We start from the raw sequence: 26,149 nt of genomic DNA, 5'->3' as shown, positions 1-26,149 counted from the left end.
TGCCCACACTCCGTATTGCGAGCGCAGCGAAGCAATCCAGGCTGCCGCTGCGGAGAGACTCTGGATTGCTTCGCTACGCTCGCAATGACGACCGGGAAGGAGCGGTGCTCTATCTGCCCAGCCTTGTCCCTGGATCAATACGAAATCTTCGGCGGCAGCTTTTTCGCTTTTGCGATGATGTCGCCGACCGACTTCTCCGAGGGCAGGATGCGGAGCAGCTTTTTCTTTTCGTTGGCGTCCCGCATGCTCTGGGCGAGCCTTGCCGGATTTCGGTAGGCGAGCTCGCGCACGGTGGTGACGCCGGCGGCGCGGACCAGGCCGACCTTGGCCCTGCCCATGCCGGGGATGCGCATGTAATCGGAGACGTTGGCCCATTCCAGCAGCAACTGCTCGCTGATGCCGGTCTTGGCGGAGAGCGCCTTGCGGCCCTTCACGGTCGAGGCCGCCTCGAGCAGCGCGTCGGTGGTGCGGATACCCTGCGCCTTCAACTTGTTGGCGGCAAAGGCCGACAGGCCCTCAATCTCGGAGATCGGATATGTCATGATACTCGATGTGAAATGCGCAGGCGTCAGGCGAACTGGCTGAGGCCCGGGGTCCCCGCGATGATCTTGCCCATCTGATCCGCTCCGATTTTGTCTCGGCCGAAGCGAAAAAGTTCACGGGCGATGTTCTGAATCTCGGACATGCCAAGTCCGAGGCCCATCAGGCGCGTGCCGACCGCCATCAGGCCGCCGCCCATCAGCCGCGACAGTCCTCCGCCGCTGCGGGACGCCTCGATAGCCGCTTCTGCACCCGGAATCTGGTCGATCAGTACCTGGACGCTGTCGGAAGGACCCTCGTTGCGGAGGAAGCCCAGGATAATGCCGACGGTCTTTTCGGCGACAGCACTATCTATGCTGGCGTTTGTCGCCAGCCGCCCGATTAGCTCGTCCATATGGCCGCCCCTCAGCCGGTTCACATGCCGGAGTATTGCTTTCGAAAATGATCTTGAGCCGGTGTGATGTGAAATACAAGCGATGAACGCCATCAACGTTCCGATTCATTCTCGAACGCGCGAGAAGTGTTGCAGTGATGCAAGAGCGGAGATGAAATCGGCAAAAAAATGCCGCGATGCGAACGCGTCGTTCCTACTTTCGGCGGATGTCACCCGCATATTTCCGGCGATGTCGATGCCCGGAGCGCGTTGAATGGTTTCAATCAGCGCACGACATGCGTTAAACTACGGAACTGGTGCATTCGAGTTTCGATATGCGAAACACGGCAGAGAGATCAGGGAATAATGACCGCACAGGACAGCAAGCTCGGCGATACCGACGACAAGATCTTCGTCGGTAAAGGAAACGAGCAGGCATGGCTGACGCTGGCGTTCGCCAATCGCCACGGCCTCGTCACGGGTGCAACCGGAACCGGCAAGACGGTCTCGCTGCAAGTCATGGCGGAAGGATTTGCGCGCGCCGGTGTTCCGGTGTTCGCGGCCGACATCAAGGGCGACCTCTCCGGCATCTCCGAGGTTGGCGTGCCCGCGGACTTCATCGTCAAGCGCGCCACCGAGATGGGGCTGACGTTCCAGCCCGACCAGTTCTCGACGGTGTTCTGGGACGTCTTCGGCGAGCAGGGCCACCCGGTGCGGGCGACCGTCACGGAAATGGGCCCGCTGCTGCTCGCACGTATGCTCGACCTGAACGACGTGCAGGAAGGCGTGCTCAACGTCGCCTTCCGCGTCGCCGACGACAATGGGCTGACGCTGATCGACATGAAGGATCTGCGCGCGCTGCTCGATGCCATCGTGCCCGATGCCGGCAAGAAGGGGGCGGATGCCGAGGAGAGTCCGCTTGCCGAGATCAAGAAGGCGGCGCAGGGTTTTGGCAACGTCACCAAGGCCACGGTCGGCACCATCCAGCGCCAGCTCCTGGTGCTGGAGAACCAGGGCGCCACCAAATTCTTCGGCGAGCCGGCGCTGACGCTGAAAGACTTCATGAAGACCGACCGTGACGGCCGCGGCATGGTCAACATCCTCGTCGCCGACAAGCTGCTGCAGAGCCCACGGCTTTACGCGACATTCCTGCTGTGGATGCTGTCGGAGCTGTTCGAGGAGCTGCCCGAGGCCGGTGATCTGCCCAAGCCGAAGCTGGTCTTCTTTTTCGACGAGGCGCATCTGTTGTTCAACGACGCGCCCAAGGCGCTGATGGACAAGATCGAGCAGGTGGTGCGCCTGATCCGCTCGAAAGGTGTCGGCGTTTATTTCGTGACGCAAAACCCGGTCGACGTACCCGATCGCGTGCTCGGACAATTGGGCAACCGGGTGCAGCACGCGTTGCGCGCCTTCACCCCGCGCGACCAGAAGGCGGTCGCCGCCGCGGCCCAGACCTTCCGGCCCAACCCGAAGCTCGACACTGCCAAGGTGATCATGGAGCTCGGCAAGGGCGAGGCGCTGGTGTCCTTTCTCGAAGGCAACGGCACGCCGGCGATGGTCGAGCGGGTGATGATCCGGCCGCCGTCGGCCCGGATCGGACCGATCACGCCGGAGGAGCGCAAGGCGATCATGGATGCAAGCCCGGTGAAGGGCAAATACGACACCGCCGTCGATGCAGAGTCCGCCTACGAGATGATCCAGAAGCGCATTGCCGGCACGGCTGCCACTGCGGATGCTTCGGCGGACGGTGGAGGCGGCGGCATCCTCGGCCAGATCGGCTCTATGGTCGGCACCATCTTCGGCACCAACGTCAAGCGCGGCCGCCTCTCCACGGGCCAGGTCATCGCGCGTGACATGACCCGATCGGTCACCAATCAGGTGATCGGGGGGATGGCCGCCAACATCGGCAAGTCGGTCGCCGGCCAGCTTGGCGGCTCGATCGGCCGCACGCTGGTCCGCGGCGCGCTCGGCGGCTTGCTGCGCAGGTAGGCAGTCAAGCTAGATTTGAGGCACTAAAGCCTCCACAACGTCGTGGCCGGGCCTGTCCCGGCCATCCACGCCTCACTTGCAGTTCGAAGAACTTGGATGCTCGGGGACAAGCCCGGGCATGACGAGATTCCGCGGGTATTGATATGCGATTGCCCATACGCGCGCGAAGCTGAACACCACAAATTCAGGTGATCAGGACTCTCCAAGCGTCCGTCGGTCTGCTAGGTGCTATGGCCCCTGACTGGACCACACCGTGACCTCACCTGAATCTTTCGTTCGACCCGGCGCATTCCGAAACCTGTCGTTGCGTGCGCCGCTCGACCTGCTCTTCCTGCTCTGCTGCTTCATCCTGGCTGCCGACGTCCTTGGTCCCGAGATCTTCGGTCACGGTAAGACCAAGGACTACGGCCTGTGGTACTGGGCCGGGCAGCAAGTCTTGAACGGTGGGCCGCTCTATCCCGGCGACATCCGTGAGTACTTCGAGTTCATCTACCCACCGCTGCCGGCGATCCTGCTGGCGATCCCGAGCTGGTTCGGCAAGATCGCGCTCTACAGCGTGCTGTCGATCCTGAATATCGCGGCGTGGTGGTACACCGGGATGCTCTCCAATGCCATGACCGGTTCGGGCCGCAGGCCCGGCCCCTGGCTGGAGGCGCTGCCCGCTCTCGTCACCGTGACTTTCGTGTTCGACATGTTCGATCTTGGCCAGCCGAACCTCGTCCTGCTGGCGATGATGCTCTACGGCTTCTGGAGCTTGCAGCATCAGCGCTCCTGGCTCGCAGGCTTCATGTTCGCGCTCGCCACCGCCATCAAGGTGTTTCCCATTGCGGTGCTGCCCTATCTGGTATGGCGGCGAAACTGGGGAGCCGCCGTCGCGACAGTCGCCTTCACCGGCATACTTCTCTATGTCGTGCCGGGCCCCATTCGCGGCTTCGAGCGCAACGCCGCCGAGGTCAAGACCTGGTATCAGGGCATGGTCGGGTCGAGTTCGGAAAAAGGATTTGGCCAGCGCGACGAGCAGAACTGGTCGTGGGTGAACCAGTCACTCATTGCCGTCACGCATCGGCTGGTCCGGCCAATCAACTACAATCAGGAGGACCCCAGCAAGCCGCCGCGCACAATGAATGTCATCGACGTCGATTACAGGACGGCGAACTGGATCGTGCTGGCGCTGTCGGCGTTGCTCGGCCTAGGCTTCGTCGCCGTCATGCCACGGCAAGCGCGGCGTACGGCGCGCTCGGACGCCGAGGAGCTCGGCATCCTGTTCTGCCTGATGACGGTGGCGTCGCCCCTGGCGCGGCAATACTACTTCATGTGGCTGTTCTTCCCGATGACGGTGCTGATGCATCGTGCCGCCTTCGACGAGCGGGCCAACGTGCGCCTGGGAACCTGGCTCGCCCTTGGCGCCGCCGGCATCCTCATGCTGCTGGCGCTGCCGTGGTTTCCCAATGTCTTTCAGGCTTGGGGCAATAACCTCGTCGCCACGGCGATCCTCGCAGCTAGTCTCGCATGGCACATCCGGCATCCGCCGGTTGCGGCTGGCCCCGACGCCGCGGCAGCGCTAAAAGCCGATAGTTCTTGAGAACACATCTTGAGCCCCGACGTCTTGGGATTCGAACGCAGGGAATACGACCAATGGCAAATGCGCAGCTTCAATCCGTGCTCGACCACATCGACAAGGAGTTCGACAACAGCCTGGAGCGTCTGTTCTCGTTGTTGCGGATCAAGTCGATCTCCGCCGATCCGGCCTTCGCGGCCGATTGCAAGGCGGCGGCCGAGCATCTTGCCAGGGACATCGCGAGCCTCGGCGTTGCGACTGAAGTGAGGTCGACCGCCGGCCATCCCGCGGTCGTCGGCAAGAGCGTCGCGGGCGGCCGGCCGCATGTGCTGTTCTACGGCCACTATGATGTGCAGCCGGTCGATCCGCTCGAGCTCTGGCACCGTCCGCCGTTCGAGCCCGTTGTGACCGACCATGCCGACGGCCGCAAGATCATCGTGGCGCGCGGCGCCGAGGACGACAAGGGCCAGGTCATGACCTTCGTCGAGGCCTGCCGCGCCTGGAAGAAGGTGACGGGATCGCTGCCGATCGACGTCACGTTCCTGATCGAAGGCGAGGAAGAAGTCGGCTCGAAGAACTTCGTGCCGTTCATCGAAGCCAACAAGGACGAGTTTAAGGCTGACTACGTGCTGGTCTGCGACACCGGCATGTGGGATCGCGACACGCCGGCGATCACGACCTCGCTGCGCGGTCTGCTCTACGAGGAGCTCAAGATCACCGCCGCCAATCGCGACCTGCATTCCGGCGTGTTTGGCGGCAGTGCGATGAACCCGATCCGGGTGCTGACCAAAATTCTCGGCGGGCTGTTCGACGATGACAACCGTATCACCATCCCCCGCTTCTATGACGGGGTGAAGGATACGCCGCCGGACATTCTCGCGCAGTGGAAGAAGCTCGACTTCACGCCGGACACGTTCCTCAAGCCCGTTGGGCTATCGATACCGGCCGGCGAGAAGGGCAGGCTCCTCGTCGAGCAGGCTTCCACGCGTCCGACCTGTGACGTCAACGGCATCTGGGGCGGTTATATCGGTGAGGGCTCGAAGACGGTGATCCCGTCGCACGCATCGGCCAAGGTGTCATTCCGATTGGTCGAAGGGCAGGATCCGCAAAAGATCCGCAAGGCTTTCCGTGAGTACGTGACAGCGCGCATTCCGGGAGACTGCAAGGTCGAATTCGGCGACCACTCTGCCGGGCCTGCGATTGCGCTCGACTGGAACATGAAGCCGCTCGCCGCGGCCAAGACCGCGCTGACCGAGGAATGGGGCAAGGAGACCGTGCTGATGGGATCGGGCGCCTCGATCCCGATTGTCGCGGACTTCAAGCGCACGCTTGGGCTCGACTCGCTGCTCGTCGGTTTCGGCCTCGACGACGACAACATCCACTCGCCGAACGAGAAGTACGACCTCCGCAGCTTTCAGAAAGGCATCCGTTCCTGGGCGCGCATCCTCGCGGCGCTGGCTGAGGTGAAGTAGGGCGCTCTTTCCTCGTCATTGCGAGCGTAGCGAAGCAATCCAGAAATCTGTCCGCGGAGATAGCCTGGATTGCTTCGTCGCTTCGCTCCTCGCAATGACGAGCCAAATAAAAACGCCGCCCGGAATTGGGCGGCGTTTCATTCCAAAAGGCGTAGAGGTTCGTTGACCGCTACCCTACACCAAATCCGGAAAATCTCAAGAGCGGTAGCCCGGGAGCTCGCGGTCCAGCTTGCGCAGCAGCGGAGGCCACACGAGGTTGGTGGCGCGTAATTCGGCCCGGTCGCGGTTGGCGAGCAGCTCGGTGTTCTTATCGATCGCGACATCGTCGACCGGATAGACCGGCGTGCCCAGCGCGCGCGTACGCACCTGCATCGAGCAGGCGCGCTCGAGGTGATACATGCGCTCGAAGGCCGAGGCGACCGAGCGGCCGACCGTCATCGTGCCGTGGTTGCGCAGCAGCATGTGGTTGTGGTCGCCGAGGTCCTTCTGCAGCCGCGGCCGCTCGTCGTGGTCGAGCGCGATGCCTTCATAGTCGTGATAGGCGAGGTCGTGGGTGACGAGCTGGGCGGTCTGGTTCAGCGGCAGCAGGCCTTCGGCGCTGCTCGAGACCGCGGTGCCGTCGAGGGTGTGGAGATGCAGCACGCAGATGGCGTCCTCGCGCACCTCGTGGATCGCCGAGTGGATGGTGAAGCCGGCGGGATTGATGCTGTACTCGCTCTCGGAGAGCTGGTTGCCGTGCAGATCGACCTTGACGAGGCTCGACGCCGTGATCTCGTCGAACATCAGCCCGTAGGGGTTGATGAGGAAATGATGGTCGGGCCCGGGCACGCGCGCGGAGATGTGGGTGTCGACCAAATCGTCCCAGCCGTAGAGCGAGACGAGGCGATAGCAGGCGGCGAGATTGACCCGTTGCTGCCACTCGGCCTCCGTCATGTTCGACGGCACTTCCTTCAGGCGCGCTTCCGCTGGCGACATGGCTGGTCTCTCCGAACATCGTTGTTGCGGGGAGGGAGGGTAGTCTCGGCGGTAGCTGGCGGCAAGGCGCTGAAAGCGCGGCAGTCCAGCGTAGCCCGCATGGAGCGAAGCGGAATGCGGGACCGGTCCCCGGATTTTGCTTCGCTCCATCCGGGCTACGGCACTCCGGCTCGGGAGAGAAGAATCTTACGGCGCAGGGATCGAGAGCAGGCTGGAAATGCTGCTGCCACGGATGTCGTAGACGCGAGCGAACACCACGTCGTCGCGCTTGATCTCGACCAGCACGGGCGCGGTGAGGCCCTTGCAGTAGAATTCACCGAGAGTCATGGCGAAATCGGCGGCATTGGAATCCCAACCGATGGTGAAGTCGGGGCCGAGCGCGACCTGGGCAGGCCGCTGCGGACCGCACACGGCGACCTTCCATTTGCGGTTACGCGGCGGCACTTCCTGGCGTTCGACCAACTGCTCGCGCAATTCGTCCGAGGCCTGCTTCAGCGCGAGGCCCCAATAATCCAGCATGAAGCGGTCGTCGGCGCCGCGCACGGTGCCGGCGATGTGGTTGAAGTGGGTGTATTGATAAGGATGCAGCCGGATCATCTCGGCGAGCGAGAGCGCAAGGCCAAAACAGAAGGTGGCGAGCACGACCGGCTGCCACGTGCGGTGATTGGCGCGCAGGTGCTCCATGGCCCAGCCAAAGGCGACGCCGCCGAGCACCGCCATCGGCGGGATCACGAAGACGAAATGGCGGATGCCGTTGTACAGCGCCGGCCGCTTCACCATCGCGATCACCAGCGGCAGCGTCGCTGCGAGCGTGAGCATCAGCAGGATGGTTTTGCGGCGGGCGGGAACCTCGCTGCGCGGCAGCAGTGCGAAGGTGCCGATCACGGCGCCGAACATCAGCACCAGCATCACCTCGGGCAACTGCAGCGCAAACAGCGTCGGCAGATAGGACCAGGGCATGTCGGGCACGGATACGATCGCGCCGTCGAACATCTCCTTCCAGGGCTTCTCGAAGAAGTGCGAGAAGTAGGTCAGCGCCTCGAAGGGATTGCCGGGCTCCATGATCGACCACGGCCAGATCAGCCCCATCACGAGGTAGCCGAGCACGAGGCCAGGCAGGAGCACGTAGACGACATAGGCGAAGCGTCGGATCGACTCGCGCAGGCCCTCGCTGCGCAGTTCCTCCAGGAACAGCGGCATGAAGCCGATCACGGCATAGACCAGCGCAAGTCCGCCCAGGATGCGGGTGCCAAGCGAGAGGCCGGCACCAAGGCCGACGATCAAGATCGTGCGCGGCGAAGGCTGCGGATATTCCTCGGCGAGCCGGACGAGGCCCAGCATCAGGATGATCATGGCCACCGCGAAGGGCGCATCCTTCGGGTTCATGAACATGTGGCCGTAGAAGATCGGGCAGAGCGCGAGCAGCAAGAGTGAGGCAAGTCCCGCAAGGGGGCCCCCGATACGGCGGCCGAGCCGCCACGTCACCGCAAGTCCGACCACGCCGACGACGGCGCCGACCAGACGGCGCGTCTCGAACAGCTCGAGCGGAATCACCTTGTGCAGGAGGGCCGCGACCATGTCGAAGCCGCCGCCATACATGTAGAGATTGGCGAACGAGAGTGCCGCGGTGTCCTTGAAGCCGGAACCGAACATGCGCAGCAGCAGGTCGGCATATTCGGCGTGGGTGTAGTCGTCCCAGCCGAGCCCGTAGTCGCGGAAGGTCAAGCCAGCAATGACGGCGACCGCAGCCAGCACCAGCATGGCGAGATCGTCGCAAGTCCGTTCAACCGAGCGCCGCAGAGGCGTGTCGATCGCCGAAGTCGTGATGGATGTCATGGCTATTGGTGACCCGGAATCCCCTCTTGGCCCTGCTGGTGCGCGCGGGCCACTTCCCCGGAATCCCTATAGCGCAGTTCCATTACCAAGTAATTGGGCATTATGGCTAATTCCTGATGCAGCGCAGCAAATCCGACCAACTCCTGAGCAGCTTAAAAGTAGCGAGCCGTAGCTGAAGGGAATGTGAATAAGTCCCTGATTTCCTTTCCTTTAGGAACGCAGGCTATAATTCGACGTTGGCGTGGAACACCGGATGACGGTATCGTGGCGTGACGAGTGTCGCGTGTGGATGCGCGGCCGGGGGTGAGTTCGATGACCTTGGCTTTGTTGATCGCTGGGATTTTCGCCGTTTTGGCGGGCCTCCTTGCGATCCTGTTCGGCTTCACCGTCAGGGAATTCAGTCTCGGTAGTACCCTCATAATCTCCGGCACCATCGGCGTCTGCTCCGGACTGTTACTGGCCGGCCTCTACGTCGTGGTCGCGGAACTGAAGGGCATTGCCCGCCGGCTGGCAGGATCAATCGCACCATCGGACGTTCGGGTCAGGCCCGTGCTGCCGGGTCTCGGGATCCCTGGAACGCCCGGCCTCGCGCCTGAGCCGGACGCAGAGAAGATCGAGCCGGCGCCGCCATTGCCGACCGCAGGACCGCCGCCTTGGCAGAACGAAGCCGCCGCGCGCGAGCGTCCGCGCGCCGAGCCTCCGCCAGCGCCCGAAGCTCCGAGCCCGCCCGAGGTTCCGGAACCGCCGCGCCGGCGCAACCTGCTGTTCGCCTCGACCTCCCGCAAGGAGCGCGAGCGCGCGGAGGCGAAGACCGGCGAGGGCTTGCCGCCGCTGCCGCACGCTGAGCCCTCAGCGGAGCCTGCCGCCCCGGAGACGCCCCCTGCCAGCTTCGACGACGCCTGGCCGAAGCCGGACCGTGTGAGGTCTCCGGAGCCGCCGCCCGCCGCGCGGCGCCCGCCACCGCGCTCGCCATCGACCTTCGCGGAGGCCGCCCCGCCAGCTGCACCCGAACCGGCGGCAGCCGCCGAGCAGGCGCCCGTGACCGTGCTCAAATCCGGCATCGTCGACGGCATGGCCTATTCGCTCTATTCCGACGGCTCGATCGAAGCCCAGATGCCGGAGGGGATGATGCGCTTTGCCTCGATCGACGAGCTGCGCTCCCACCTCGACCAGCGGGGCGCTTGAGAGCGGGCGCAGGGAAATCTGGCGCAGCCAAGTAAAGCGCTGGCGTTCTTGTTGCTTCGTCAGTAAATCGGCCCATACTCCTAGTCGTTCCGTTTCAGCCGAACGTATTGTTGACACGGAATACTTTGGCGTCGTCAATCCCATGCGACGCAAAGTGGAGAAAGGTCGGGCCGATGTCGGATACCGGGGCTAAGAATTTCATTGAGCTGACGGCGGGCATCGTGTCGGCCTATCTCAGCAACAATCCGACGGCTGCGGCCGAGATTCCGAACCTGATCAGCCAGGTGCATGGCGCGCTGGTGCGCGTTTCGTCCGGCCGCACCGAGACGGCGCCGCTTGAGCCGGCGAAGCCGGCGGTCTCGCTGAAGAAGTCGATCGCGCCCGATTATCTGGTCTGTCTGGAAGACGGCAAGCGCTTCAAGTCGCTGAAGCGCCATCTGCGCACCCAGTACAACATGACGCCGGAGCAATATCGCGAGAAATGGGGCCTGCCGGCCGACTATCCCATGGTCGCGCCGAACTATGCGGTGGCCCGCTCGCAGCTTGCGAAGCAGATGGGACTGGGGCAGCAGCAGCGGAAGCGGAAGTAGAATTTCTACGACGCTTCCGCGAGCGCCTCTTTCGCGTCGGTCTTGATGCGCTCGACCATCGAGCGCAGGCCGTTGGAGCGCTGCGGCGTCAGATGATCGCGAAAGCCGAACTCGTCGAAGACGGCAATAGCGTCGGTCGCAAGAATCTCCTGCGGCGTGCGGCCGGAGTAAAGCGACAGCACGATCGCGACCAGCCCGCGCACGATGTGGGCGTCGCTGTCGCCGCGATATGTCAGGATCGGCGCGCCGCTATCGCGACGATCGATCAGCTTCTGAAGCCAAACCTGGCTGACACAGCCATTCACCTTGTTCTCGGCCGAATGCTCGGCCTCGGACATCGGTTCCAGGGTGCGGCCGAGCTCGATGACGTACCGATAGCGGTCGTCCCACTCATCCAGAAGCTCGAAATTATCCCTGATTTCGTCGATCGTCGTCATGCTGGCCCAAAGTTCCCGTTCAGGCCAATATAGGGACGCAAAGCGCCGAAATCGATAGGGTTTGGCTCGCTAATTCGCTGTCGCGGGCGCCGGGCCGCGCCATTCCAGCGCGAGGTCGTCCTGGGACAGGGTGTCGCGCGGCGCCTCGCTCGCGGCAAGATCGCCTTCGCCGGCCAGCGCGATCGAGCCGGTGTGGTCGGGCGCCTTCTTGTCGGTCTTCTCGAGCTGCTCTTTCTTGTCGTTGATGATCTGGTAGATCTTCTTCGCACCATCCTGCGCGCGTTGGCCGATGATGGTCGCGGCCTGTCCGCCGACCTCGCAGGCTGCGGGCTGGCGCTTGCAGAACTGGGTCATGTCGGAGACGGCTGCGGTCGCAGCCTGCACCGCGTCGGCAGCGCCGATCTGCGGCAGCTTGTCCGATTCCGGCGTCTTGTCCCGCGGCAGGAGCACCAGCACCAGCCCGAGCCAGAATGTGATGCGAAGCAGAAAGCGCATCTTGCGACCTGTATGTTAGAGCCCGCCGCGGCGATCTCCGCGGATGTCGGACCTAGCAACTCTCGATAAATCGCAAGTGATTGCCTTCCGCTTAATTCGCGGAAAATTGACTCAAGAATCTTAGCAATCGACGGTGTCGTAAATTTTCGATTGACGTCCGCGCCGCGAACTCTGCCGGCCACCCGTCCACCATTTCGAAACCATGCGGATCACGGTGAAACCCTGTGTTCACCATCCCTGCCGATGACGTCGTCAAATCGCCTAAAAAGCCGTGCGATGACGCGGTGTCCGGCGGCGCGCCGCGCTGCCTTAGTGTTCGTTTAAGGTCGCTCTGACACGGTGGCTCGACGATAAGGAGGCGTTCCGGCGCGTCTTCCCGACGATTGAGCCGAAGCGCGAGACCCGTGACAGTTTTGAGTATCATCCGCGATTGTCTCGATGCGCTGCTGCATCCCTCCGCGCGTTACGACGCGCTGACGCGAGCGCGCCATCGTGCCTTCATGGCCCCGCGGCTGCTCGGCAGCCTGGCCGCCTTTGCCGCATTCCCGGTCTATCTCGCCATGCGCGGCGCGCCGACCGCGATCGAGGTCGCGGCGTTCGCCTGGCTGATTGCGCCGATCCTGCTGTCCTGGTTCCTGTCGCGCACCGGCCGTTACGAAGGCGCGCATGTGCTGTCGTCGCTGGCGCTCTCAAGCCTGATCATGGCGGTTGCGGTGACGACCGGCGGCATCGAATCATTTGCCGCGATCTGGCTGGTCGTAGTTCCTCTCGAAGCTGCGCTGTCGGCCTCGCGCCGCGTCGCGGCCTTTGCATCGCTGCTGGCGCTGTCCTGCGCCGGCATCCTGATCCTCGTCAGCCAGCTCGGCTGGCTGCCAATTGGCGACACCAGCGCCGCGGAACGCGGCGTGCTGATGGCGTTCGGCGTCGCCTCGGCGACGCTTTATGCCGCGGGCCTTGCCTTCGGTGCGGAATCGCTCGCGCGCACCAGCGTTGCGCTGCTGTCGCGCGAGGAAGAGCGTTACCGCCTCCTGGCGCGGAATATGAGCGACGTCATCTCGCGGCATCAGCGCAACGGCGCGGTGCAGTTCATTTCACCGGCAGTGGAAGCCATGCTCGGCGTGCCCGTCCCGCAACTGCTCGGCCACGGCCTGTTCGATCGCGTCCATGTCGCCGATCGCCCGGCGTATCTGACGGCGCTGTCCGATGCCGCGCGCGGCGACGTGCGCAGCGTCGAGTTCCGGTTGCGCCGGGAGCGTGCCGGCTCGGAGCGCGGCCAGGTTGATTTCATTTGGGTCGAGATGCGCTGCCGCCCGCTCGACCAGGATATGGGCCGCGATGCAACGCGCGAGGCCGATGTCGTCGCCGTGATGCGCGATGTCACCGACCGCAAGCTCGGGGAACAGGCGTTCGACGAGGCACGCAGCGCTGCAGAGGCGGCCGACGCCGCCAAGACGCGCTTCCTCGCCACCATGAGCCATGAGCTGCGCACGCCGCTCAACGCCATCATCGGCTTCTCCGAGATGATCACGCAGGAGCAGACCTTGATGCTGGGCGCGGCCCAGCGGAGGGAATACGCCCAGCTCATCAACGATTCCGGCCAGCATCTGCTCTCGGTCGTCAACGGCATCCTGGACATGTCCAAGATGGAATCGGGTAATTTCGAGATCGCGTCGGAGCCGTTCGCGCCGCGTGCATCATTGATGCATTGCTGCAATCTGCTGGCGCTGAAGGCGCGGGAGAACGGCGTCGATCTCGTCACCGATGCGCCGCAGGACCTGCCTGTCATGACCGGCGATCCGCGCGCCTTCAAGCAGATCGTGCTCAACCTCGTCGCCAACGCCGTCAAGTTCACCGAGCGCGGCGGTCAGGTCACCGTCACAGCCGCGGTCTCGGGCTCCCAGCTTGCGCTGCGCGTCAGCGACACCGGAATCGGCATCGCGCCTGACGATCTCAAGCGCATCGGCGCGCCGTTCTTCCAGGCCGGCAAGACCTATCAGCGCCGCCACGAAGGCACCGGCCTCGGACTTTCGATCGTGAAGAGCCTCGTGGCGTTGCATCTCGGCGAATTGACAGTACAAAGCAGGCTCGGCGAGGGCACTGCCGTCACCGTCAAGCTGCCGCTCGTGTACACGCCGCAGGCCAAAAGTTCTGAGGCCAAGATGTCCGACAGCAAGGCGAGCGAGAACAAGATCGCGACCTTGACGCCGGTGCTGCGCCAGGAACTTCAGCACAAGGAACTTCAGGACCATCCGCACGACCAAGTTCAGGACCAACCCGCTCTGGTGAAGAAAAGTGCCTAAAAAGTCTGCCAAGGACGAAGCCGCTCCGCGCCGCCGTGGCGCCAAGGCCGCGGTCATCGATGTCGAGACCGAGCGCAATCTCGTGCTGCGGGTGCTGCTGCATAGCCCCAAGGATACGCTGGCCGGTCTCGTCGCCGTTGCCGCGATCGGCGCGATCGTTGCCAATGCGCTGTTCCTCCAGACCGGCCGGCATCCGGCGCCGATGTTCGGCACCGTGATCAATCTTCCCGCACCGTCGTCCCTGGCGTTGTCGAACCCCTTGCCCCGTCCGCGTCCCGTCGGCGCCGATACCTCGCCGCTCGAGCCGAGAGCGACGGAGTTTCGTGCCGAGCCCAGAGCTGCGGACAAGCCGCCGGAGAGGCCCGTCGAGGCGACCGCATCGACGCCGCGCTCGGGCGATCCCATGACCAATCTGGTCAAGCAAACGATTTCGGCGCCGCCCTCCGTCGCGCGTCCGCCGGCGCCGATCCCCATGCAGCAGAGCCCGGCCGCGCAGCGCATCGCCGGCGTGCAGCGCGCGCTGTCCGAATACGGCTACGGGAATTTGAAGATCACGGGCACGATGGGAAGCGAGACCCAGTCCGCGATCCAGAAATTCGAGCGCGAGCACAAGATGCAGGTCACCGGGCAGGTGTCCGACCGCCTGCTCCGCGAGCTCGGCGCCGCGATCGGCCACCCCGTCGAATAGTCGTTACGCTTCGCCGAGACCGAAGCCTCAAGGCTGGTGCTCATTACAGCACTGGCTTATCGTGCGTCCATGCGTTTGAAATCAAACATCTGGGTCTCGGCCTATCTGCGCCGGTGCCAGACCGAGGGCGTGTTCGGCGCGGTGCGCCGTCGCGGCGCCGAGGAGGCGGGTGCGGTGTTCGTGAAGGTTTCGCTGCTCGACGGCAATGCGATGCTCTACGTGCCCGCGCCGCAGACCTCTTATGACGACGGCCGGCCGGTCGATCGCTTCTTCGTGCCGTTTGCGCCGCAGCCGATGCCGGAGCCCGCGGTGGAGGAGCGCCTGACCAAGGAGATCCGCTTCGACTCCGACATCTGGATCGTCGAGACCGAAGACCGCGCCGGGCGGCATTTTCTCGAATTAGCGAAGACCTGATCAGGACGCTGTTGCGTCGTCATGGCCGGGCTTGTCCCGGCCATCCACGATCTTGGTTGCGCCACCGATGAACGTAGATGCCTGGGACAAGCCCGGGCATGACGAGCTTGTGGAGCAAGCGACGGTATCAGGTCGCACTCGCCTCTAGCGATCCGATGATCCGCTGGTGCCGATCCGCACCGCGGGCGCGGAGCCGGGCTGCACGCCCGGGCGCGTCTGGCTTGCGCCCGCACGCGCGCGCTGGCGCTCGCTGTCGTGCAGCGACGGCTGGTACTTTGCGCGGTTGACGGCGAGCGTCGAGCCGCGCCAGGCGGCCAGCATCACCAGCGCCGAGCGGTCGCTGAGCCGATCGTAAAGCCGCGACAGCCGGTACACGTCGGTCACGGAGTTGCCGATCTCCGGCTTGAAGAACAGCAGGATGCGCTGGAATACCGGGCTCGGCATGTCGAGCGCGCGCGCGGCGACCGCGAGCGCTTCGCCGCTTGCATCGTCGACGATCTGGGCTGCGACGCGCGAGGGCAGGATCAGGCTGTCGCCGAGCTCGAAGGTGAAATTCTCGAAATCGCCCGCGATCGCCGCCATCTCGAGGATCTGGATCGCGCGCTTGGCGCGCACGGTCGGAATCCGCGGCGCGGCCTTCAGCGGCGTCTGCGCCAGATTGTGCAGGATCAGCGCGCGCTCGGAGGCGCCGGCGCGGAAGAACATGTCGTGGATATCGGCCGCGTCCTTTGGCTGCATCGCCATGTTCGAGGCCATGCGCAGCTCGGCGTCGGTTGGCGTGCGAACCGGCAAGGGGGCAGGAGGGGGAGCAAGGGCGGGGGCAGTGACGGGCGCCGGGATTTCGCGCGCGAGCGGAACCCTGCGGCCCTCCTGCGCGGCCGACAGACCGAGCTTCTGCATGATCGGGACGGGCGTCGACGGATAGATCGCAAGCCGCGCCTTGACGGCCGCGCGCGTCGCGTCGTCGACCTGGTCGATCAGTCGTGTGGCGAGCTCGACGAACTGGCGCTGCTCGTCGTCGCTGTGGGTGCTCGACTGGACATAGAGGTCGGTCAGCACGCGCAGCAGCGTCGGACGGACATCGACGCCTTCGCGACGGGAGAGGGTCATCAGCCCGTCGAATCCTGGAAACAACGACTTGGTCATGGAGAGATACGCGACCTGGAAGAGATACTCGCCGCCACCCTATCGCGGGCTCCTTTAAAGGCTCGTTAAGGAAAACGAGGCGTGAAGCCGAACGCTTGCTTTGAAGCGTTCTCGTGCCGCAACGGGACGGCGGGTCCTACCCGTGCGGTTACGGTTCCGCCGGCACGTTTACACCCCGTTAACCATGAACTGATCTTAATGATCCCATGTTGCAGAGGCGCGCCGGGTCGCGCGGCAATTGAAGAGAGCTGATATGGGGACCATCATCGAATTTCCGGCCGGTCGCCGGGTGAGCGCGTCGGGGGACGTGGCTCCGCGCGCGGACATGGGCACGATTTTGATCCTTCCCGTGATCCGCATCGAGCGCGAGAGCGACGAGCCCAGCGGCGATCACGGGCCGGAGCAGGGCACAGCGCCGGGGCGCCGTCGTCGTCGCCGCTAGCCTTCGGCCTTTGCAATGCCGGAGAACCTCCGCCAGATCCGGCCCGTCGTAACGGCCATCATGCTCGCAGTGCTGGGCGCGACGCTTGCCGCCTGTAGCGGCGGCGATTTCGGCCGGACCCGCGCCGACATGCGCAGCGACGACATGCATCGCTGGCTGGGCGCGGAAGTCACCTCCAGCATCGGCTTGAAGCCATCCCAATTCCAGCTCACCGACGAGGAGCGCCAGCTTCGCGACCTCGCTTATCCGCTGATCGAGCCGCCGCTGTCGCGGCCTGCCTGGAAGAGCGTGTTCGGCGACTACAAGGCGCTGCCCTCGCCCTGGCGGCAAAAGATCGTGTTCGACCGCACCATGTACGGACGCACGCTGATCGACGAGCCGCACCGTTCGCACTCCTCGCGCTATGCGCAGCTGATCGAGGACGTGCGCAACGACATCACCCGCTTCGAGCCGTTCTTCGCCTCCGCGATCCGCGTCATCGACCTCGACAGGAAGCGCAACGCCAGCATGGCGCGTGTCTCCTTCCTCTCGCCGAAGGAGAAGGAGGACGCGGTCGAGCGCATGCAGGAGAATTCGCTGATCATCCAGTGGGTGCAGCAGTGCCTCGAGCAGCGCGTCTCGTCCTATCGCTGGGGTCTGGAGCGGCTGGTGATCCAGGCGCCCGACGGCATGGCTGCCGATGCCGACCGCCTGATCGGCGAACTCGCCGCCCAGACCGCTAACCCGCCGGTCGCGGCCCAGCCGCCCTACGGTCGCGCGGTCGTCTCCAAAGGCTGATCGCTTCAAGAGTTGATCATTTTACGGCTGCGCGCCGGCGCTCGATTGCGTCGGGTTTGGCGCGCTGCCTCTGCAGCGTTCCGGCAAAATCCCTCAGCGCATCGGGCGCTCATCAACGCTGCCCATCGTGCACGGAGATTGCAGACGCCGCGAGGCCGCCGATGCGCGCGTGAGGCCGGCCGCCGGTCGCCATCACGAGCCCGAAGGCAATCTCGTCGCGCCGTGGTGAATCCCACAGCGTCATCTCCGCGGTGCCGAAATGGCTGCGGACATAGGCGGCGTGGATATGGCCGAGCGGGACCATCAGGCGCGTGCCCGGACCGCCGATGGTCTTCGCCGCCGGAACGATCGCCTTGGGCTGACCGAGCACCTCGCGCATGCCCTGGCCGCCGGCCTCGTGCCAGACCGCGCCGTGCTCGAGCTCGCCGTCCTCGCCGACGATGATGCCCTTGCCATAGGCCTCGATCTGCGCGGCACCGCCGAGCTGCGCGATCAGCCGTGTCGCGAGCTCGCGCCCGAGCTCGCGCAAGGACGCCTGAAACGGCATCAGGTCAGGTTCGAAGCGGCCGGCGAACGGATTGCGGATCACCGCGACGGCCGTTCCGACCAGCAGCGGCGTCTCCAGCCGGGGACCGCGCTCGTGCCAGATGGTCTCGACGCCGAGCGAGGTCTTGCGGATGTCATGGGACATGTCTTGGGCCACGGCTTGAGGTGACAAGGCTTGGGACGACATGCGCTGGCTCTATGCTTCGTCGACGACGGGATTGCGCAGCACGCCGATGTTCTCGATCTCGACCTCGATCACGTCGCCGGGCTTGAGGAAGACCGGCGGCTTGCGGGTGAAGCCGACGCCGGCCGGCGTGCCGGTGGCGATGACGTCGCCGGGGACGAGGTCGAAGATGGTCGAGCTGTACTCGATCAGCCGCGGGATCGAGAAGATCAGCATCGAGGTGTCGGACGACTGCACCACCAAGCCGTTGACGCGCGTCTCGAGCTTCAGCTTGGTGGGATCGCCGATCTCGTCCGGTGTCACCAGCCAAGGACCGAACGGGCCGGTGCCGACGAAGTTCTTGCCGGAGGCGATCTGCTGGGCGTGACGCTGCCAGTCGCGCACGCTGACGTCGTTGTAGATCGAGTAGCCCGCCACGTGATTCCAGGCGTCGGCCTGGTTGATGTGACGGCCGCCCTTTCCGATGACGACGGCAAGCTCGCCCTCCCAGTCGAAATTGTCCGAGACCTTCGGCCGAACCACCGGCGCGTTGTGCGCGACCTGGGAGCGCCAGACCCGGAGGAAGATCGGTGGAAATTCGGTGATCTCGCGCTTCATGCCGAACGCCACGGCTTCGTTGTGGTGGTCGAGATAATTCCGCACGGCGCAGACGATCTTCTCGGGACGCGGGATCACCGGCAGATATTTGACGTCGCTCAGCGCCATCGTGGGCTTGTGCCCGGCGACGATGGCCTGGCGCCGCGCATAGTCGTCGCTGCCGAGGAAGTCCGCGAGAACAGGGTATTGGGGCAGGGTGCGACCGAGATCCACGACACCATTTTCGACAACGGCGCCCCAACTTTCCCGAGTTCCGTCCAAGAATGACAGTAGTTTCATGGTTTCGCCCCAAAGGTTAGCATTTTCGATCTTTTACATTATTTTCGAAAATCGATGGAGGCGCAAGCCCAGCCCAATAAAAAGACGGTGCAGCCTATTCGGTATCGAGCAGGTGCGCGGCGTATGTTGCCACGTTGTCGGCGGTCGAGCGGATATGCGTCTCGATCAGCTGCACCGCGAGATCCGGATTGCGCGAGATCGCGGCCTGCATGATCGCTTGGTGCTCGCCGGCCTTGTCGCGAGGACGCGGCCGGAAATTGGCCGACAGGTGCCGATAACGCTCGGCGCGGTCGAACAGCTCGGCGCGAATTGCCAGCAGCGTCGCCGAGCCGCCGGCGGAGACCAGCGCCTGGTGGAATTGGCGGTGGGCGATCTTCCACTCGGGATCGCGCAGTGGATGTTCGGGATCGCGCTGCTCGATTCGCTTCAATCTGTGCAGTGTCGAGATGACGGCGATTTCCCAATCGTCGTTGCCCCGCTCGATGGCACGGCGGATCAATTCCACCTCGATCAGGACCCGCGCATCGGTGACCTCCACCAGATCCTGGCGGCTGACGGGGGCCACGCGAAATCCGCGCTGCTCCTGCGCGTCGACCAGGCCCTCGGCGGTAAGCGCCGTCAGTGCCTCGCGCAGCGTGGTGAAACTTACGCCGAATCGTTCGCGCAGGACGTCGAATCGCAGCGGCTCGCCCGGCGCCAGCCCGCAGGCAATGATCTCCTCGCGCAGCCGATGGGTGACGTCGGCGGCGATGGTCTTGCCGAATTCCTTGCGGGGGCGAATGGCGCTGTCGGACATGGTTTCTGTCATTGAATCGATAGCTCAACATGCCGCGCCAAAGACCATCTTGCAATAATTTTCGTAAAGGATATGATTTTCGAAAATACGGCTCGGGAGGAGGTGTGTGACATCATGAGAGCGGTGCTGGTGCGGCAGCCGGGTGGTCCGGATGCACTCGAACTGGTCGAGCTTCCGGTGCCTGTGCCCGGACCCGGCCGGGTGCAAATCCGGGCCGAAGCGTTCGGGGTGGGGCAACCCGATGTGCTGATCCGGCGTGGCGTCTACAAATGGATGCCGCCGCTGCCGGCCAATCCCGGCAACGACGTCGCCGGCCGCATTGCCGCGCTCGGGCCCGGCATCGAGGGCCTTGCGATCGGCCAGAAGGTGCTGCTGAGCGCACGCGACCTGTCGCAGCGCGGCGGCTGCTACGCCGACTATGTGGTCGCTCCCGCGGACGCCATTCATGTGCTGCCCGACAATGTCGATCTGCAAGCGGCCGTGTGTCTGTCGAACTACCAGGTCGCCTACGCGCTGCTGCACGAGTGCCGCCATCCGCGCGCACCCGCGAGCGTGCTGGTGATCGGGGCTGCCGGTGGTGTCGGCACCGCGCTGGTACAGCTCGCCAAGCTCGCACAGATGAATGTCATCGGTACGGTCTCCACCGACGAGAAGGCCGCATTCGCGCGGAGCAACGGCGCCGATCATGTCATCTACTACCGCCGCGAAGACGTGGTGGCGCGGACCTGCGAGCTGACCAATGGCGAGGGCGTCGGCCTCGTGCTCGATCACGTCTGTGGACCAGAGTTCACCGGCTATCTCGGCGCGCTCGGCAAATGGGGGACGCTGCTGTCGTACAACGCTTTCGCCGGATTGCCGGAAGAAAACCTGATGGCGGCGATGCGCGACCATCTCGACATCTGCCCGGCGATACGCTGCTTCTCCTTCCATATCTACGACCACGATCGCGACGGGCGTCGCGCGCTCATGCGCAACGTGATCGAGGCGCTCAGCCGCAACGCGATCAAGCCGGCGATCTCGGCGGTCCTGAAGCTCGACGAGGTCAGGCAGGCCCACACGCTGCTCGAGCAGGGCTCCGCGCTCGGCAAGATCATCATGACGCCATGAGGGGGTGGATCGCACGATGACGACACAAGCACCCATTGCACGCTTCACCCGGCTCCGGCACGCGAGCTTTGCCTCGCCCGATCCCGAGCGGTTGCTCGACTATTATCGCGCCGTGATCGGTCTTGGCCTCGTCGGCCGCGACGGCAACCGCATCTTTCTCGCCAACGATGCCGAGCAGCTTTCGCTGGTGATCGAATCCGGCGACGCGGCGCTGACGAGCATCGCCTTCGAGATATCGCCTGATGTCCAGATCGAGGCGCTCGGCGCCGCGCTGAAGCAGGCCGATCTGCGGCCCGAACTTCAGAGCGATCCGCTGCCTGGCGTTTCCAGGCTGCTGTCGTTCCGCGATCCCGAAGGCACGCGCTTCGAGTTGATCCAGGGCTGGACGCCGACGCCCGCGCAGGAACGGATCGGTGCGCTTGCCGTCACCAAGCTCGGCCATGTCGCCCTTCGCACGCCCGATCCGCGCGCGGCCTCGGAGTTCTACGCCAACGCCATGGGCCTGCGAGTCTCCGACTGGATCGAGGACCGCTTCGTCTTCATGCGCAGCGGCTATGAGCATCACACGCTGAACTTCGCCCGCGCGCCCGGCCGCGGCCTGCATCATGTCGCGTTCGAGCTGCGGGGGCCGACCCATATGCAGCAGGCGTGCGACCATCTCGCCCGGCACAAGCTCCCGGTGCTCTGGGGACCGGTGCGTCACGGCCCAGGCCACAACACGGCGATTTACCACCGCAATCCCGACGGACATCTGGTCGAGCTGTTCCACGACCTCGACCGCATGACCGACGAAGAGCTCGGCTACTTCGAGCCGCGTCCCTGGCATCGCGATCGACCGCAGCGGCCAAAAGTCTGGGTCGGCCTGCCGCGCGACGTCTGGGGCATGCCGCCATCGCCTGAATGCACGGAGTTCGCCCGCTAGCGGACTCAAACTCGACTTGAACAACGCCGCCTCGCTGCGGCCAACGATAGAACAATCAAAAGGGAGGACGCATCCATGCGAAGGATGAAGCGGCTTGCTGCGGCGATTTTTCTGTTTGGCGGTTGTCTCGCAACCACCGAGGCGTCGGCCGACAATTATCCGTCGCGCCCGATCCGGCTGCTGCATGGATTTGCCGCCGGCGGCGCGGCCGACACGCTGTCGCGCATCATCGCCGACGGGCTCTCCAAGAAGCTCGGGCAGCCGATCATCGTCGAGGCCAAGCCTGGCGCCGGCGGCAACATCGCCGCCGATGCCATCGCGAAAGCGGCGCCCGACGGCTACACGATCGGGCTCGTCACCGGCGCTCACGCCATTTCCGCGGCGACCTACAAGACCCTCGCCTACCAGCCGGCCGAGAGTTTCGAGATGATCTCGACGCTGGTCTATTACGCGCTCGTCATTGCCGTGCGTAGCGATTATCCGGCAAAATCGCTAGGCGAGCTCGTCGCCATGGCAAAGCAGAAGCCCGGTGCGCTCAGCTTCGGATCGGTCGGTTTCGGCAGTACGCACCATCTTGCAGGAGAGCTGTTGAACGCAGCCGCCGGCGTCGAGATCGTGCACGTGCCCTATCGCGGCGATTCTCAATCAGTCACCGCGCTGCTCGGCGGAGAGGTTCCGGTGATCGTCGGCACGCCGGTCCTGCTCGCCGCGCAAATTCAAGGCGGTGCGATCCGCGGCCTGGCGGTGACCTCGCCGACGCGCACCGCATTGTTGCCTGACGTGCCGACGGTTCAGGAAGCCGGGATCAAGGGATATGACGTGCGCACCTGGGCCGGCCTGCTGGCCCCGAAGGGAACGCCGCCCGCCATAATGGTCGCACTCAATGCGGCGACGTTGGACGCTCTTCGGGATCCCGACCTCAAGCAACGTCTGGAGACCGCCGTCGGCGGCGAGGTTCGCGGCAGTTCGCCGGAGGAGATGAAGAAGCTGATCGAGACTGAGATCAGCAAATGGACCGGCGTGGTCGAGCGGGCGAAGATCCCGAAGATCTGATCCGAGGCAACACAGGCGCCCCGTAAGCCTATCGCCCCTCGACCTCGCCATCCTCCTTCACGAACCGGCCGACGGGATGGTCCAGGAGATCGATGACCGCTTCCGAGGGCCGGCACAAGCGTGTGCCCTTGGGCGTCACCACGATCGGCCGGTTGATCAGGATGGGATGCGCGAGCATCTGGTCGATCAGCTCGTCGTCGGACCATTTGGGGTCGTCGAGGCCGAGCTCCTTGTAGGGGGTGCCTTTCTCGCGCAGCAGCGCGCGAACGGAAATGCCCAGGGCCTTGACGAGTTCGACCAGTCTTTCGCGGGATGGCGGCGTCTTCAGATATTCAATGACGACGGGCTCGGCGCCGCTCTGCCGGATCATCGCCAGCGTGTTGCGCGAGGTGCCGCAGGCGGGGTTGTGATAGATCGTGACGCTCATCGGGTCGTTTCCGCGATTGGGATGGGGCCTCGCGCCTGGGGGCGTCCGAGCAGCCAGTTCATCAACAGCATGGCTGCAAAGGCTCCGCAGAGTTCAGCGAGGATGAAGCCGGGCAGGTCGGCGGGACGAATGCCCGCGAACGTATTCGTCAGCGACCTCGCGATGGCCACGGCCGGATTGGCGAATGAGGTCGAGGCCGTGAACCAATAAGCCGCCGTGATGTACAGGCCTACCAGCCAGGGGACGGCCGTCCGCTGAAACCGGATGCCGGCCAGGATCGTCGCGACCAGACCGAAGGCGGCGACGGCTTCGGCGAACCATTGCGCTCCTCCGGTTCGCATCTTCGCCGAGAGATCGATCAGCGGCAGTCCGAACATCAGATGCGCCGCCATCGTTCCCGCGATGCCGCCGGCGATCTGCGCGACGACGTAAAGTGCGGCGTCATTCACCGGCAGCTCGCGCTTGCCGGTGAAGACCAACGTCACCGCCGGATTGAAATGTGCGCCGGAGATCGGACCCAGCGCCGTGATCAGGACGACCAGAATGGCGCCGGTGGGCAACGTGTTACAGAGCAGCGCAAGCGCGACATCCTTGGTCAGCGTCTCCGCCATGATGCCGGAGCCGACCACCGTGGCGACGAGAATGCCTGTGCCGAGCGCTTCGGCCGCGAGGCGGCGCGGAAGATCGAACTGATCAGGCACGGCTCCGCTCCCTTCGTCTCGGCTTGCAGCAGGATCTCAGGACTTCGACGACGGGTTCGCAGACCTCCGGCCGTCCGCCACAGCAATCCCGCAGCAGGAAAACCGCGACGTCGCGGAATTCGCTGAGATTGGCGCGGTAGACGATCGAACGACTGCGCCGCTCGGAGGTGACGAGCCGCGCGCGCGTCAGGATCGACAAATGCGCCGAGAGCGTGTTCTGAGGGACCTCCAACAGCCGTGCGAGATCGCCGGCCGCAAGCCCGTCGGGCTCGTGCCGGACCAGCGTCCGGAAGGCCTCCAGACGGGTCGCCTGGGCCAGGGCGGCGAGGGCGAGGACGGCTTCTTCGGTTTCCATATATCCAGACTTATGGAATTATTGCGACGCCGTCAATCCGGAATTTTCAACAATGGGCGAGCATATTTCGTAGATTCTAGAAATACGGTTTGACACTTAGGCGTCAGCTGGCGCAGCATGCCCGCCATGAAGATCGATGACGCAGCAGCACGCCTTGAAGCCCTGGGCAACCGGACGCGACTCCAGATCTATCGTGCCCTGGTGCGGGCAGGGCACAAAGGCATGGCCGTCGGCCGCCTGCAGGACAAGCTGAAGATTCCGGCGTCGACGCTGTCGCATCACATCAAAACCCTGGTCTCGGTCGGGCTCGTCAGTCAGGTCCGGGAATCGACGACGCTGATCTGCCACGCGAACTTCGACGCGATGCGGGGCTTGGTCGATTTCCTGGCGGCGGAGTGCTGTGCCGACGAGGTCGGATGCAAGGACACGCAAACGGCGGCCTGATCATTTTTTCGGGTCAAGTTATTCGATGGTACTAGAATGATGGGAACAACAGCATGAGCGACGCAAAGACGGTAGCCATCATTGGGGCAGGCCCTGTCGGCCTGGCCGCGGCCGCGCATGTGCTCGAACGCGGCATGTCGCCCGTCGTGCTCGAGGCCGGACCAGAGGCGGGGCACGCGGTTCGCGAGTGGCAGCAGGTCCAGCTCTTCTCGCCGTGGGAATACAACGTCGACAAGGCCGCCGCGCGCCTGCTCGCGCCGACGGGATGGAATTCGCCGGACCCGAGCTCATATCCCACAGGTGGCGAACTGCTCGATCGATATCTGATGCCGCTTGCGACGCGAACGGCACTGCGCGAGGTGATCCGGACATCCAGCCGTGTCACGGCCATCAGCCGCGTCGGCTTCGACAAGGCGAAGACGAAGGGGCGTCAGCAGGCGCCATTCGAAATCCGCTACCAGAACGGCAAAGGTCCCGAAGTGCTGCGCGCCGATGCCGTGATCGATACGTCAGGCACATGGTTCTCGCCCAATCCCGCCGGGGGTAATGGTCTGGCCGCGATCGGCGAGCGAGAATGCGCGGGCCACATCGCGTATGGCATGCCCGATGTCCGTGGTGCCGGGCGCGCCAGATATGCCGGGAAGACCGTTGCGGTGCTCGGCGCTGGCCACTCCGCGGTGGGCACGCTGATCGATCTCGTGCATCTCGCGGATGAGGCGCCGGGGACGCAAGCGATCTGGCTGTTGCGCGGCGCCGATCCCGCCAAGGCGTTTGGCGGCGGCCGGAATGACAAGCTCGCTGCGCGCGGAGAGCTCGGCAGCGCGTTCGCTGCGCTCGTTGCCACCGGGAAGATCAAGGTCGAAGCCGAATTCGGAGTCACGCGTCTCTCGGACTCCGAAGGCCGCCTCGAGATCGCGGCCGGCTTGGGTTGCGGCGGACGAAGCGTGATCGTGGACGAGCTGATCGTCTCGACGGGCTTTCGTCCCGACTTTTCGTTCCTGTCCGAATTGCGCCTGCGGCTCGATCCCGCCATCGAGGCGCCGGTCGCGCTGGCGCCGCTGATCGATCCCAACGAGCACAGCTGCGGCACGGTGCGCCCACACGGCGCGCGCGAGCTCTCGCACGATGAGCCCGGCTTCTACATGGCGGGCATGAAGTCCTATGGCCGCGCGCCGACCTTTCTCATGATGACAGGGTATGAACAGGTGCGCTCGATTGCGGCCGATCTCGCCGGCGACAAGAAAGCCGCCGCAAGGGTGGAGCTCGTGCTGCCGGAGACCGGCGTTTGCACGCGCGGTGGCGTCGAGTCCACTGAAGCCGCATCAGGTTGTTGCGGCGGGCCGGTGAAGCAGGAACCAACGGCGTGTTGCGCCGCCGACGAAGCGGCAAAGAAGGCCGGCGCTTCGGGCTGCGGTTGTTCATGAATTTGGTTCTTGCAGGTGAAGCCGGAGAGTTGCCCATTGTGGTTGGTGCGCCGTTTCGGCCCGGGGGCGGGAGGACAGCATTCGTGACTTGAGCGGC

At 64.6% G+C, this 26,149-nt stretch carries 28 protein-coding genes; 15 read left to right on the top strand and 13 right to left on the bottom strand.

Annotation, left to right across the window (positions count from 1 at the left end):
* Positions 1 to 134 precede the first annotated feature (134 nt).
* Both ABIC03_RS05735 and ABIC03_RS05730 read right to left on the bottom strand, forming a co-directional pair.
* Positions 135 to 542 (bottom strand): DUF4332 domain-containing protein, encoded by a 408-nt coding sequence (locus tag ABIC03_RS05735; RefSeq protein WP_007608193.1) that lies wholly within the window; start codon positions 540 to 542, stop codon positions 135 to 137.
* 26 nt (positions 543 to 568) lie between these two features.
* Positions 569 to 934, bottom strand: coding sequence for a DUF2267 domain-containing protein (locus ABIC03_RS05730; protein WP_247399217.1), 366 nt, complete (start codon positions 932 to 934; stop codon positions 569 to 571).
* Positions 935 to 1,279: 345 nt separating this feature from the next.
* Between ABIC03_RS05730 and ABIC03_RS05725 the strand changes: the two genes are divergently transcribed.
* The 3 genes from ABIC03_RS05725 to ABIC03_RS05715 all read left to right on the top strand — a co-directional run bounded on the left by ABIC03_RS05725 (position 1,280) and on the right by ABIC03_RS05715 (position 5,932).
* Entirely contained in the window at positions 1,280 to 2,902 is a 1,623-nt protein-coding gene (locus ABIC03_RS05725) for a helicase HerA-like domain-containing protein (protein WP_354056242.1), read from the top strand.
* A gap of 253 nt (positions 2,903 to 3,155) precedes the next feature.
* On the top strand, positions 3,156 to 4,484 hold the full coding sequence (locus tag ABIC03_RS05720; protein ID WP_354056241.1) for a glycosyltransferase family 87 protein: 1,329 nt from the start codon (positions 3,156 to 3,158) through the stop codon (positions 4,482 to 4,484).
* Positions 4,485 to 4,537: 53 nt separating this feature from the next.
* Positions 4,538 to 5,932, top strand: coding sequence for a M20/M25/M40 family metallo-hydrolase (locus ABIC03_RS05715; RefSeq protein WP_354056239.1), 1,395 nt, complete (start codon positions 4,538 to 4,540; stop codon positions 5,930 to 5,932).
* Positions 5,933 to 6,127: 195 nt separating this feature from the next.
* Here ABIC03_RS05715 and ABIC03_RS05710 read toward each other — a convergent pair whose 3' ends face one another.
* A complete protein-coding gene (locus tag ABIC03_RS05710; protein WP_007593534.1) occupies positions 6,128 to 6,907 on the bottom strand; it encodes a class II aldolase/adducin family protein in 780 nt (259 codons plus the stop codon).
* Between the two features lie 186 nt (positions 6,908 to 7,093).
* Positions 7,094 to 8,743, bottom strand: a complete 1,650-nt coding sequence (locus ABIC03_RS05705; protein ID WP_354056237.1) for a glycosyltransferase family 39 protein — start codon at positions 8,741 to 8,743, stop codon at positions 7,094 to 7,096.
* 312 nt (positions 8,744 to 9,055) lie between these two features.
* Between ABIC03_RS05705 and ABIC03_RS05700 the strand changes: the two genes are divergently transcribed.
* Positions 9,056 to 9,928, top strand: coding sequence for a DUF308 domain-containing protein (locus tag ABIC03_RS05700; RefSeq protein WP_354056234.1), 873 nt, complete (start codon positions 9,056 to 9,058; stop codon positions 9,926 to 9,928).
* Positions 9,929 to 10,101: 173 nt separating this feature from the next.
* Complete coding sequence (locus tag ABIC03_RS05695) at positions 10,102 to 10,518, top strand: Ros/MucR family transcriptional regulator (protein ID WP_354056232.1); 417 nt, start codon at positions 10,102 to 10,104, stop codon at positions 10,516 to 10,518.
* A 5-nt stretch (positions 10,519 to 10,523) separates the two neighbouring features.
* On the opposite strand, the gene ABIC03_RS05690 is transcribed toward ABIC03_RS05695, so the two are convergent.
* Together ABIC03_RS05690 and ABIC03_RS05685 are read right to left on the bottom strand one after the other, a co-directional pair.
* Entirely contained in the window at positions 10,524 to 10,955 is a 432-nt protein-coding gene (locus tag ABIC03_RS05690; protein ID WP_354056229.1) for a SufE family protein, read from the bottom strand.
* A 69-nt stretch (positions 10,956 to 11,024) separates the two neighbouring features.
* Positions 11,025 to 11,450 (bottom strand): DUF5330 domain-containing protein, encoded by a 426-nt coding sequence (locus ABIC03_RS05685; RefSeq protein ID WP_275167780.1) that lies wholly within the window; start codon positions 11,448 to 11,450, stop codon positions 11,025 to 11,027.
* 404 nt (positions 11,451 to 11,854) lie between these two features.
* Between ABIC03_RS05685 and ABIC03_RS05680 the strand changes: the two genes are divergently transcribed.
* The 3 genes from ABIC03_RS05680 (at position 11,855) to ABIC03_RS05670 (ending at position 14,852) form a co-directional block, all read left to right on the top strand.
* Positions 11,855 to 13,750, top strand: coding sequence for a PAS domain-containing sensor histidine kinase (locus ABIC03_RS05680; protein WP_354056226.1), 1,896 nt, complete (start codon positions 11,855 to 11,857; stop codon positions 13,748 to 13,750).
* A complete protein-coding gene (locus ABIC03_RS05675) occupies positions 13,743 to 14,438 on the top strand; it encodes a peptidoglycan-binding domain-containing protein (protein ID WP_354056224.1) in 696 nt (231 codons plus the stop codon). The genes ABIC03_RS05680 and ABIC03_RS05675 overlap by 8 nt, the downstream gene beginning before the upstream one ends.
* A gap of 69 nt (positions 14,439 to 14,507) precedes the next feature.
* Positions 14,508 to 14,852, top strand: a complete 345-nt coding sequence (locus ABIC03_RS05670) for a DUF1491 family protein (RefSeq protein WP_275167775.1) — start codon at positions 14,508 to 14,510, stop codon at positions 14,850 to 14,852.
* A gap of 144 nt (positions 14,853 to 14,996) precedes the next feature.
* On the opposite strand, the gene ABIC03_RS05665 is transcribed toward ABIC03_RS05670, so the two are convergent.
* The gene (locus ABIC03_RS05665; RefSeq protein ID WP_275167774.1) at positions 14,997 to 15,998 is read right to left on the bottom strand and encodes a DUF2336 domain-containing protein; all 1,002 of its coding nucleotides are present in this window, start codon (positions 15,996 to 15,998) and stop codon (positions 14,997 to 14,999) included.
* A 253-nt stretch (positions 15,999 to 16,251) separates the two neighbouring features.
* Between ABIC03_RS05665 and ABIC03_RS05660 the strand changes: the two genes are divergently transcribed.
* Together ABIC03_RS05660 and ABIC03_RS05655 are read left to right on the top strand one after the other, a co-directional pair.
* On the top strand, positions 16,252 to 16,440 hold the full coding sequence (locus ABIC03_RS05660) for a hypothetical protein (protein WP_007593508.1): 189 nt from the start codon (positions 16,252 to 16,254) through the stop codon (positions 16,438 to 16,440).
* 15 nt (positions 16,441 to 16,455) lie between these two features.
* Positions 16,456 to 17,217: a hypothetical protein gene (locus ABIC03_RS05655; protein ID WP_354056221.1), complete on the top strand. Its 762-nt coding sequence runs from the start codon at positions 16,456 to 16,458 to the stop codon at positions 17,215 to 17,217.
* A 112-nt stretch (positions 17,218 to 17,329) separates the two neighbouring features.
* Here ABIC03_RS05655 and ABIC03_RS05650 read toward each other — a convergent pair whose 3' ends face one another.
* From ABIC03_RS05650 to ABIC03_RS05640, 3 genes are all read right to left on the bottom strand, one after another.
* Complete coding sequence (locus ABIC03_RS05650; protein ID WP_354056219.1) at positions 17,330 to 17,908, bottom strand: amino acid synthesis family protein; 579 nt, start codon at positions 17,906 to 17,908, stop codon at positions 17,330 to 17,332.
* A gap of 51 nt (positions 17,909 to 17,959) precedes the next feature.
* Positions 17,960 to 18,823: a fumarylacetoacetate hydrolase family protein gene (locus tag ABIC03_RS05645; protein WP_354056217.1), complete on the bottom strand. Its 864-nt coding sequence runs from the start codon at positions 18,821 to 18,823 to the stop codon at positions 17,960 to 17,962.
* Between the two features lie 94 nt (positions 18,824 to 18,917).
* The gene (locus ABIC03_RS05640) at positions 18,918 to 19,619 is read right to left on the bottom strand and encodes a GntR family transcriptional regulator (RefSeq protein ID WP_354056215.1); all 702 of its coding nucleotides are present in this window, start codon (positions 19,617 to 19,619) and stop codon (positions 18,918 to 18,920) included.
* Between the two features lie 114 nt (positions 19,620 to 19,733).
* Between ABIC03_RS05640 and ABIC03_RS05635 the strand changes: the two genes are divergently transcribed.
* The 3 genes from ABIC03_RS05635 (at position 19,734) to ABIC03_RS05625 (ending at position 22,701) form a co-directional block, all read left to right on the top strand.
* On the top strand, positions 19,734 to 20,726 hold the full coding sequence (locus tag ABIC03_RS05635; protein ID WP_354056213.1) for a zinc-dependent alcohol dehydrogenase family protein: 993 nt from the start codon (positions 19,734 to 19,736) through the stop codon (positions 20,724 to 20,726).
* A gap of 16 nt (positions 20,727 to 20,742) precedes the next feature.
* On the top strand, positions 20,743 to 21,648 hold the full coding sequence (locus ABIC03_RS05630; RefSeq protein ID WP_354056211.1) for a VOC family protein: 906 nt from the start codon (positions 20,743 to 20,745) through the stop codon (positions 21,646 to 21,648).
* Between the two features lie 75 nt (positions 21,649 to 21,723).
* Positions 21,724 to 22,701, top strand: coding sequence for a tripartite tricarboxylate transporter substrate binding protein (locus ABIC03_RS05625; protein WP_354056209.1), 978 nt, complete (start codon positions 21,724 to 21,726; stop codon positions 22,699 to 22,701).
* Between the two features lie 28 nt (positions 22,702 to 22,729).
* Here the strand turns inward: ABIC03_RS05625 and arsC are convergent, their stop codons facing one another.
* Genes arsC through ABIC03_RS05610 form a run of 3 tightly spaced genes read right to left on the bottom strand, consistent with a single transcriptional unit; the run spans position 22,730 to position 24,184 of the window.
* Positions 22,730 to 23,128, bottom strand: a complete 399-nt coding sequence (arsC, locus tag ABIC03_RS05620; protein ID WP_354056207.1) for an arsenate reductase (glutaredoxin) — start codon at positions 23,126 to 23,128, stop codon at positions 22,730 to 22,732.
* A complete protein-coding gene (locus tag ABIC03_RS05615) occupies positions 23,125 to 23,829 on the bottom strand; it encodes an aquaporin (protein ID WP_354056205.1) in 705 nt (234 codons plus the stop codon). The genes arsC and ABIC03_RS05615 overlap by 4 nt, the downstream gene beginning before the upstream one ends.
* Positions 23,822 to 24,184 carry an ArsR/SmtB family transcription factor gene (locus ABIC03_RS05610; protein ID WP_354056203.1) on the bottom strand — a complete coding sequence of 121 codons (363 nt, stop codon included), beginning with the start codon at positions 24,182 to 24,184 and terminating at the stop codon, positions 23,822 to 23,824. The genes ABIC03_RS05615 and ABIC03_RS05610 overlap by 8 nt, the downstream gene beginning before the upstream one ends.
* Before the next feature lie 126 nt (positions 24,185 to 24,310).
* On the opposite strand from ABIC03_RS05610, the gene ABIC03_RS05605 reads away from it, so the two are divergent.
* Together ABIC03_RS05605 and ABIC03_RS05600 are read left to right on the top strand one after the other, a co-directional pair.
* Positions 24,311 to 24,628: an ArsR/SmtB family transcription factor gene (locus ABIC03_RS05605; protein WP_354056201.1), complete on the top strand. Its 318-nt coding sequence runs from the start codon at positions 24,311 to 24,313 to the stop codon at positions 24,626 to 24,628.
* Positions 24,629 to 24,681: 53 nt separating this feature from the next.
* Entirely contained in the window at positions 24,682 to 26,052 is a 1,371-nt protein-coding gene (locus ABIC03_RS05600; protein WP_354056199.1) for an NAD(P)-binding domain-containing protein, read from the top strand.
* Positions 26,053 to 26,149: the final 97 nt, after the last annotated feature.

Source organism: Bradyrhizobium sp. RT6a (assembly GCF_040547675.1).
Lineage (GTDB): Bacteria > Pseudomonadota > Alphaproteobacteria > Rhizobiales > Xanthobacteraceae > Bradyrhizobium.
The sequence above is the reverse complement of the archived record's forward strand: the minus strand, read 5'-3'. Positions and strand labels throughout refer to the sequence as shown.

What these genes read in the sequence shown, in the direction of transcription:
- ABIC03_RS05735 (WP_007608193.1), bottom strand. Translation starts at nt 542, where the DNA reads ATGACATATCCGATCTCCGAGATTGAGGGCCTGTCGGCCTTTGCCGCC.
- ABIC03_RS05730 (WP_247399217.1), bottom strand. Translation starts at nt 934, where the DNA reads ATGGACGAGCTAATCGGGCGGCTGGCGACAAACGCCAGCATAGATAGT.
- ABIC03_RS05725 (WP_354056242.1), top strand. Translation starts at nt 1,280, where the DNA reads ATGACCGCACAGGACAGCAAGCTCGGCGATACCGACGACAAGATCTTC.
- ABIC03_RS05715 (WP_354056239.1), top strand. Translation starts at nt 4,538, where the DNA reads ATGGCAAATGCGCAGCTTCAATCCGTGCTCGACCACATCGACAAGGAG.
- ABIC03_RS05710 (WP_007593534.1), bottom strand. Translation starts at nt 6,907, where the DNA reads ATGTCGCCAGCGGAAGCGCGCCTGAAGGAAGTGCCGTCGAACATGACG.
- ABIC03_RS05705 (WP_354056237.1), bottom strand. Translation starts at nt 8,743, where the DNA reads ATGACATCCATCACGACTTCGGCGATCGACACGCCTCTGCGGCGCTCG.
- ABIC03_RS05700 (WP_354056234.1), top strand. Translation starts at nt 9,056, where the DNA reads ATGACCTTGGCTTTGTTGATCGCTGGGATTTTCGCCGTTTTGGCGGGC.
- ABIC03_RS05695 (WP_354056232.1), top strand. Translation starts at nt 10,102, where the DNA reads ATGTCGGATACCGGGGCTAAGAATTTCATTGAGCTGACGGCGGGCATC.
- ABIC03_RS05690 (WP_354056229.1), bottom strand. Translation starts at nt 10,955, where the DNA reads ATGACGACGATCGACGAAATCAGGGATAATTTCGAGCTTCTGGATGAG.
- ABIC03_RS05685 (WP_275167780.1), bottom strand. Translation starts at nt 11,450, where the DNA reads ATGCGCTTTCTGCTTCGCATCACATTCTGGCTCGGGCTGGTGCTGGTG.
- ABIC03_RS05670 (WP_275167775.1), top strand. Translation starts at nt 14,508, where the DNA reads ATGCGTTTGAAATCAAACATCTGGGTCTCGGCCTATCTGCGCCGGTGC.
- ABIC03_RS05665 (WP_275167774.1), bottom strand. Translation starts at nt 15,998, where the DNA reads ATGACCAAGTCGTTGTTTCCAGGATTCGACGGGCTGATGACCCTCTCC.
- ABIC03_RS05660 (WP_007593508.1), top strand. Translation starts at nt 16,252, where the DNA reads ATGGGGACCATCATCGAATTTCCGGCCGGTCGCCGGGTGAGCGCGTCG.
- ABIC03_RS05655 (WP_354056221.1), top strand. Translation starts at nt 16,456, where the DNA reads ATGCCGGAGAACCTCCGCCAGATCCGGCCCGTCGTAACGGCCATCATG.
- ABIC03_RS05650 (WP_354056219.1), bottom strand. Translation starts at nt 17,908, where the DNA reads ATGTCCCATGACATCCGCAAGACCTCGCTCGGCGTCGAGACCATCTGG.
- ABIC03_RS05645 (WP_354056217.1), bottom strand. Translation starts at nt 18,823, where the DNA reads ATGAAACTACTGTCATTCTTGGACGGAACTCGGGAAAGTTGGGGCGCC.
- ABIC03_RS05640 (WP_354056215.1), bottom strand. Translation starts at nt 19,619, where the DNA reads ATGTCCGACAGCGCCATTCGCCCCCGCAAGGAATTCGGCAAGACCATC.
- ABIC03_RS05635 (WP_354056213.1), top strand. Translation starts at nt 19,734, where the DNA reads ATGAGAGCGGTGCTGGTGCGGCAGCCGGGTGGTCCGGATGCACTCGAA.
- ABIC03_RS05630 (WP_354056211.1), top strand. Translation starts at nt 20,743, where the DNA reads ATGACGACACAAGCACCCATTGCACGCTTCACCCGGCTCCGGCACGCG.
- ABIC03_RS05625 (WP_354056209.1), top strand. Translation starts at nt 21,724, where the DNA reads ATGCGAAGGATGAAGCGGCTTGCTGCGGCGATTTTTCTGTTTGGCGGT.
- arsC (WP_354056207.1), bottom strand. Translation starts at nt 23,128, where the DNA reads ATGAGCGTCACGATCTATCACAACCCCGCCTGCGGCACCTCGCGCAAC.
- ABIC03_RS05610 (WP_354056203.1), bottom strand. Translation starts at nt 24,184, where the DNA reads ATGGAAACCGAAGAAGCCGTCCTCGCCCTCGCCGCCCTGGCCCAGGCG.
- ABIC03_RS05605 (WP_354056201.1), top strand. Translation starts at nt 24,311, where the DNA reads ATGAAGATCGATGACGCAGCAGCACGCCTTGAAGCCCTGGGCAACCGG.
- ABIC03_RS05600 (WP_354056199.1), top strand. Translation starts at nt 24,682, where the DNA reads ATGAGCGACGCAAAGACGGTAGCCATCATTGGGGCAGGCCCTGTCGGC.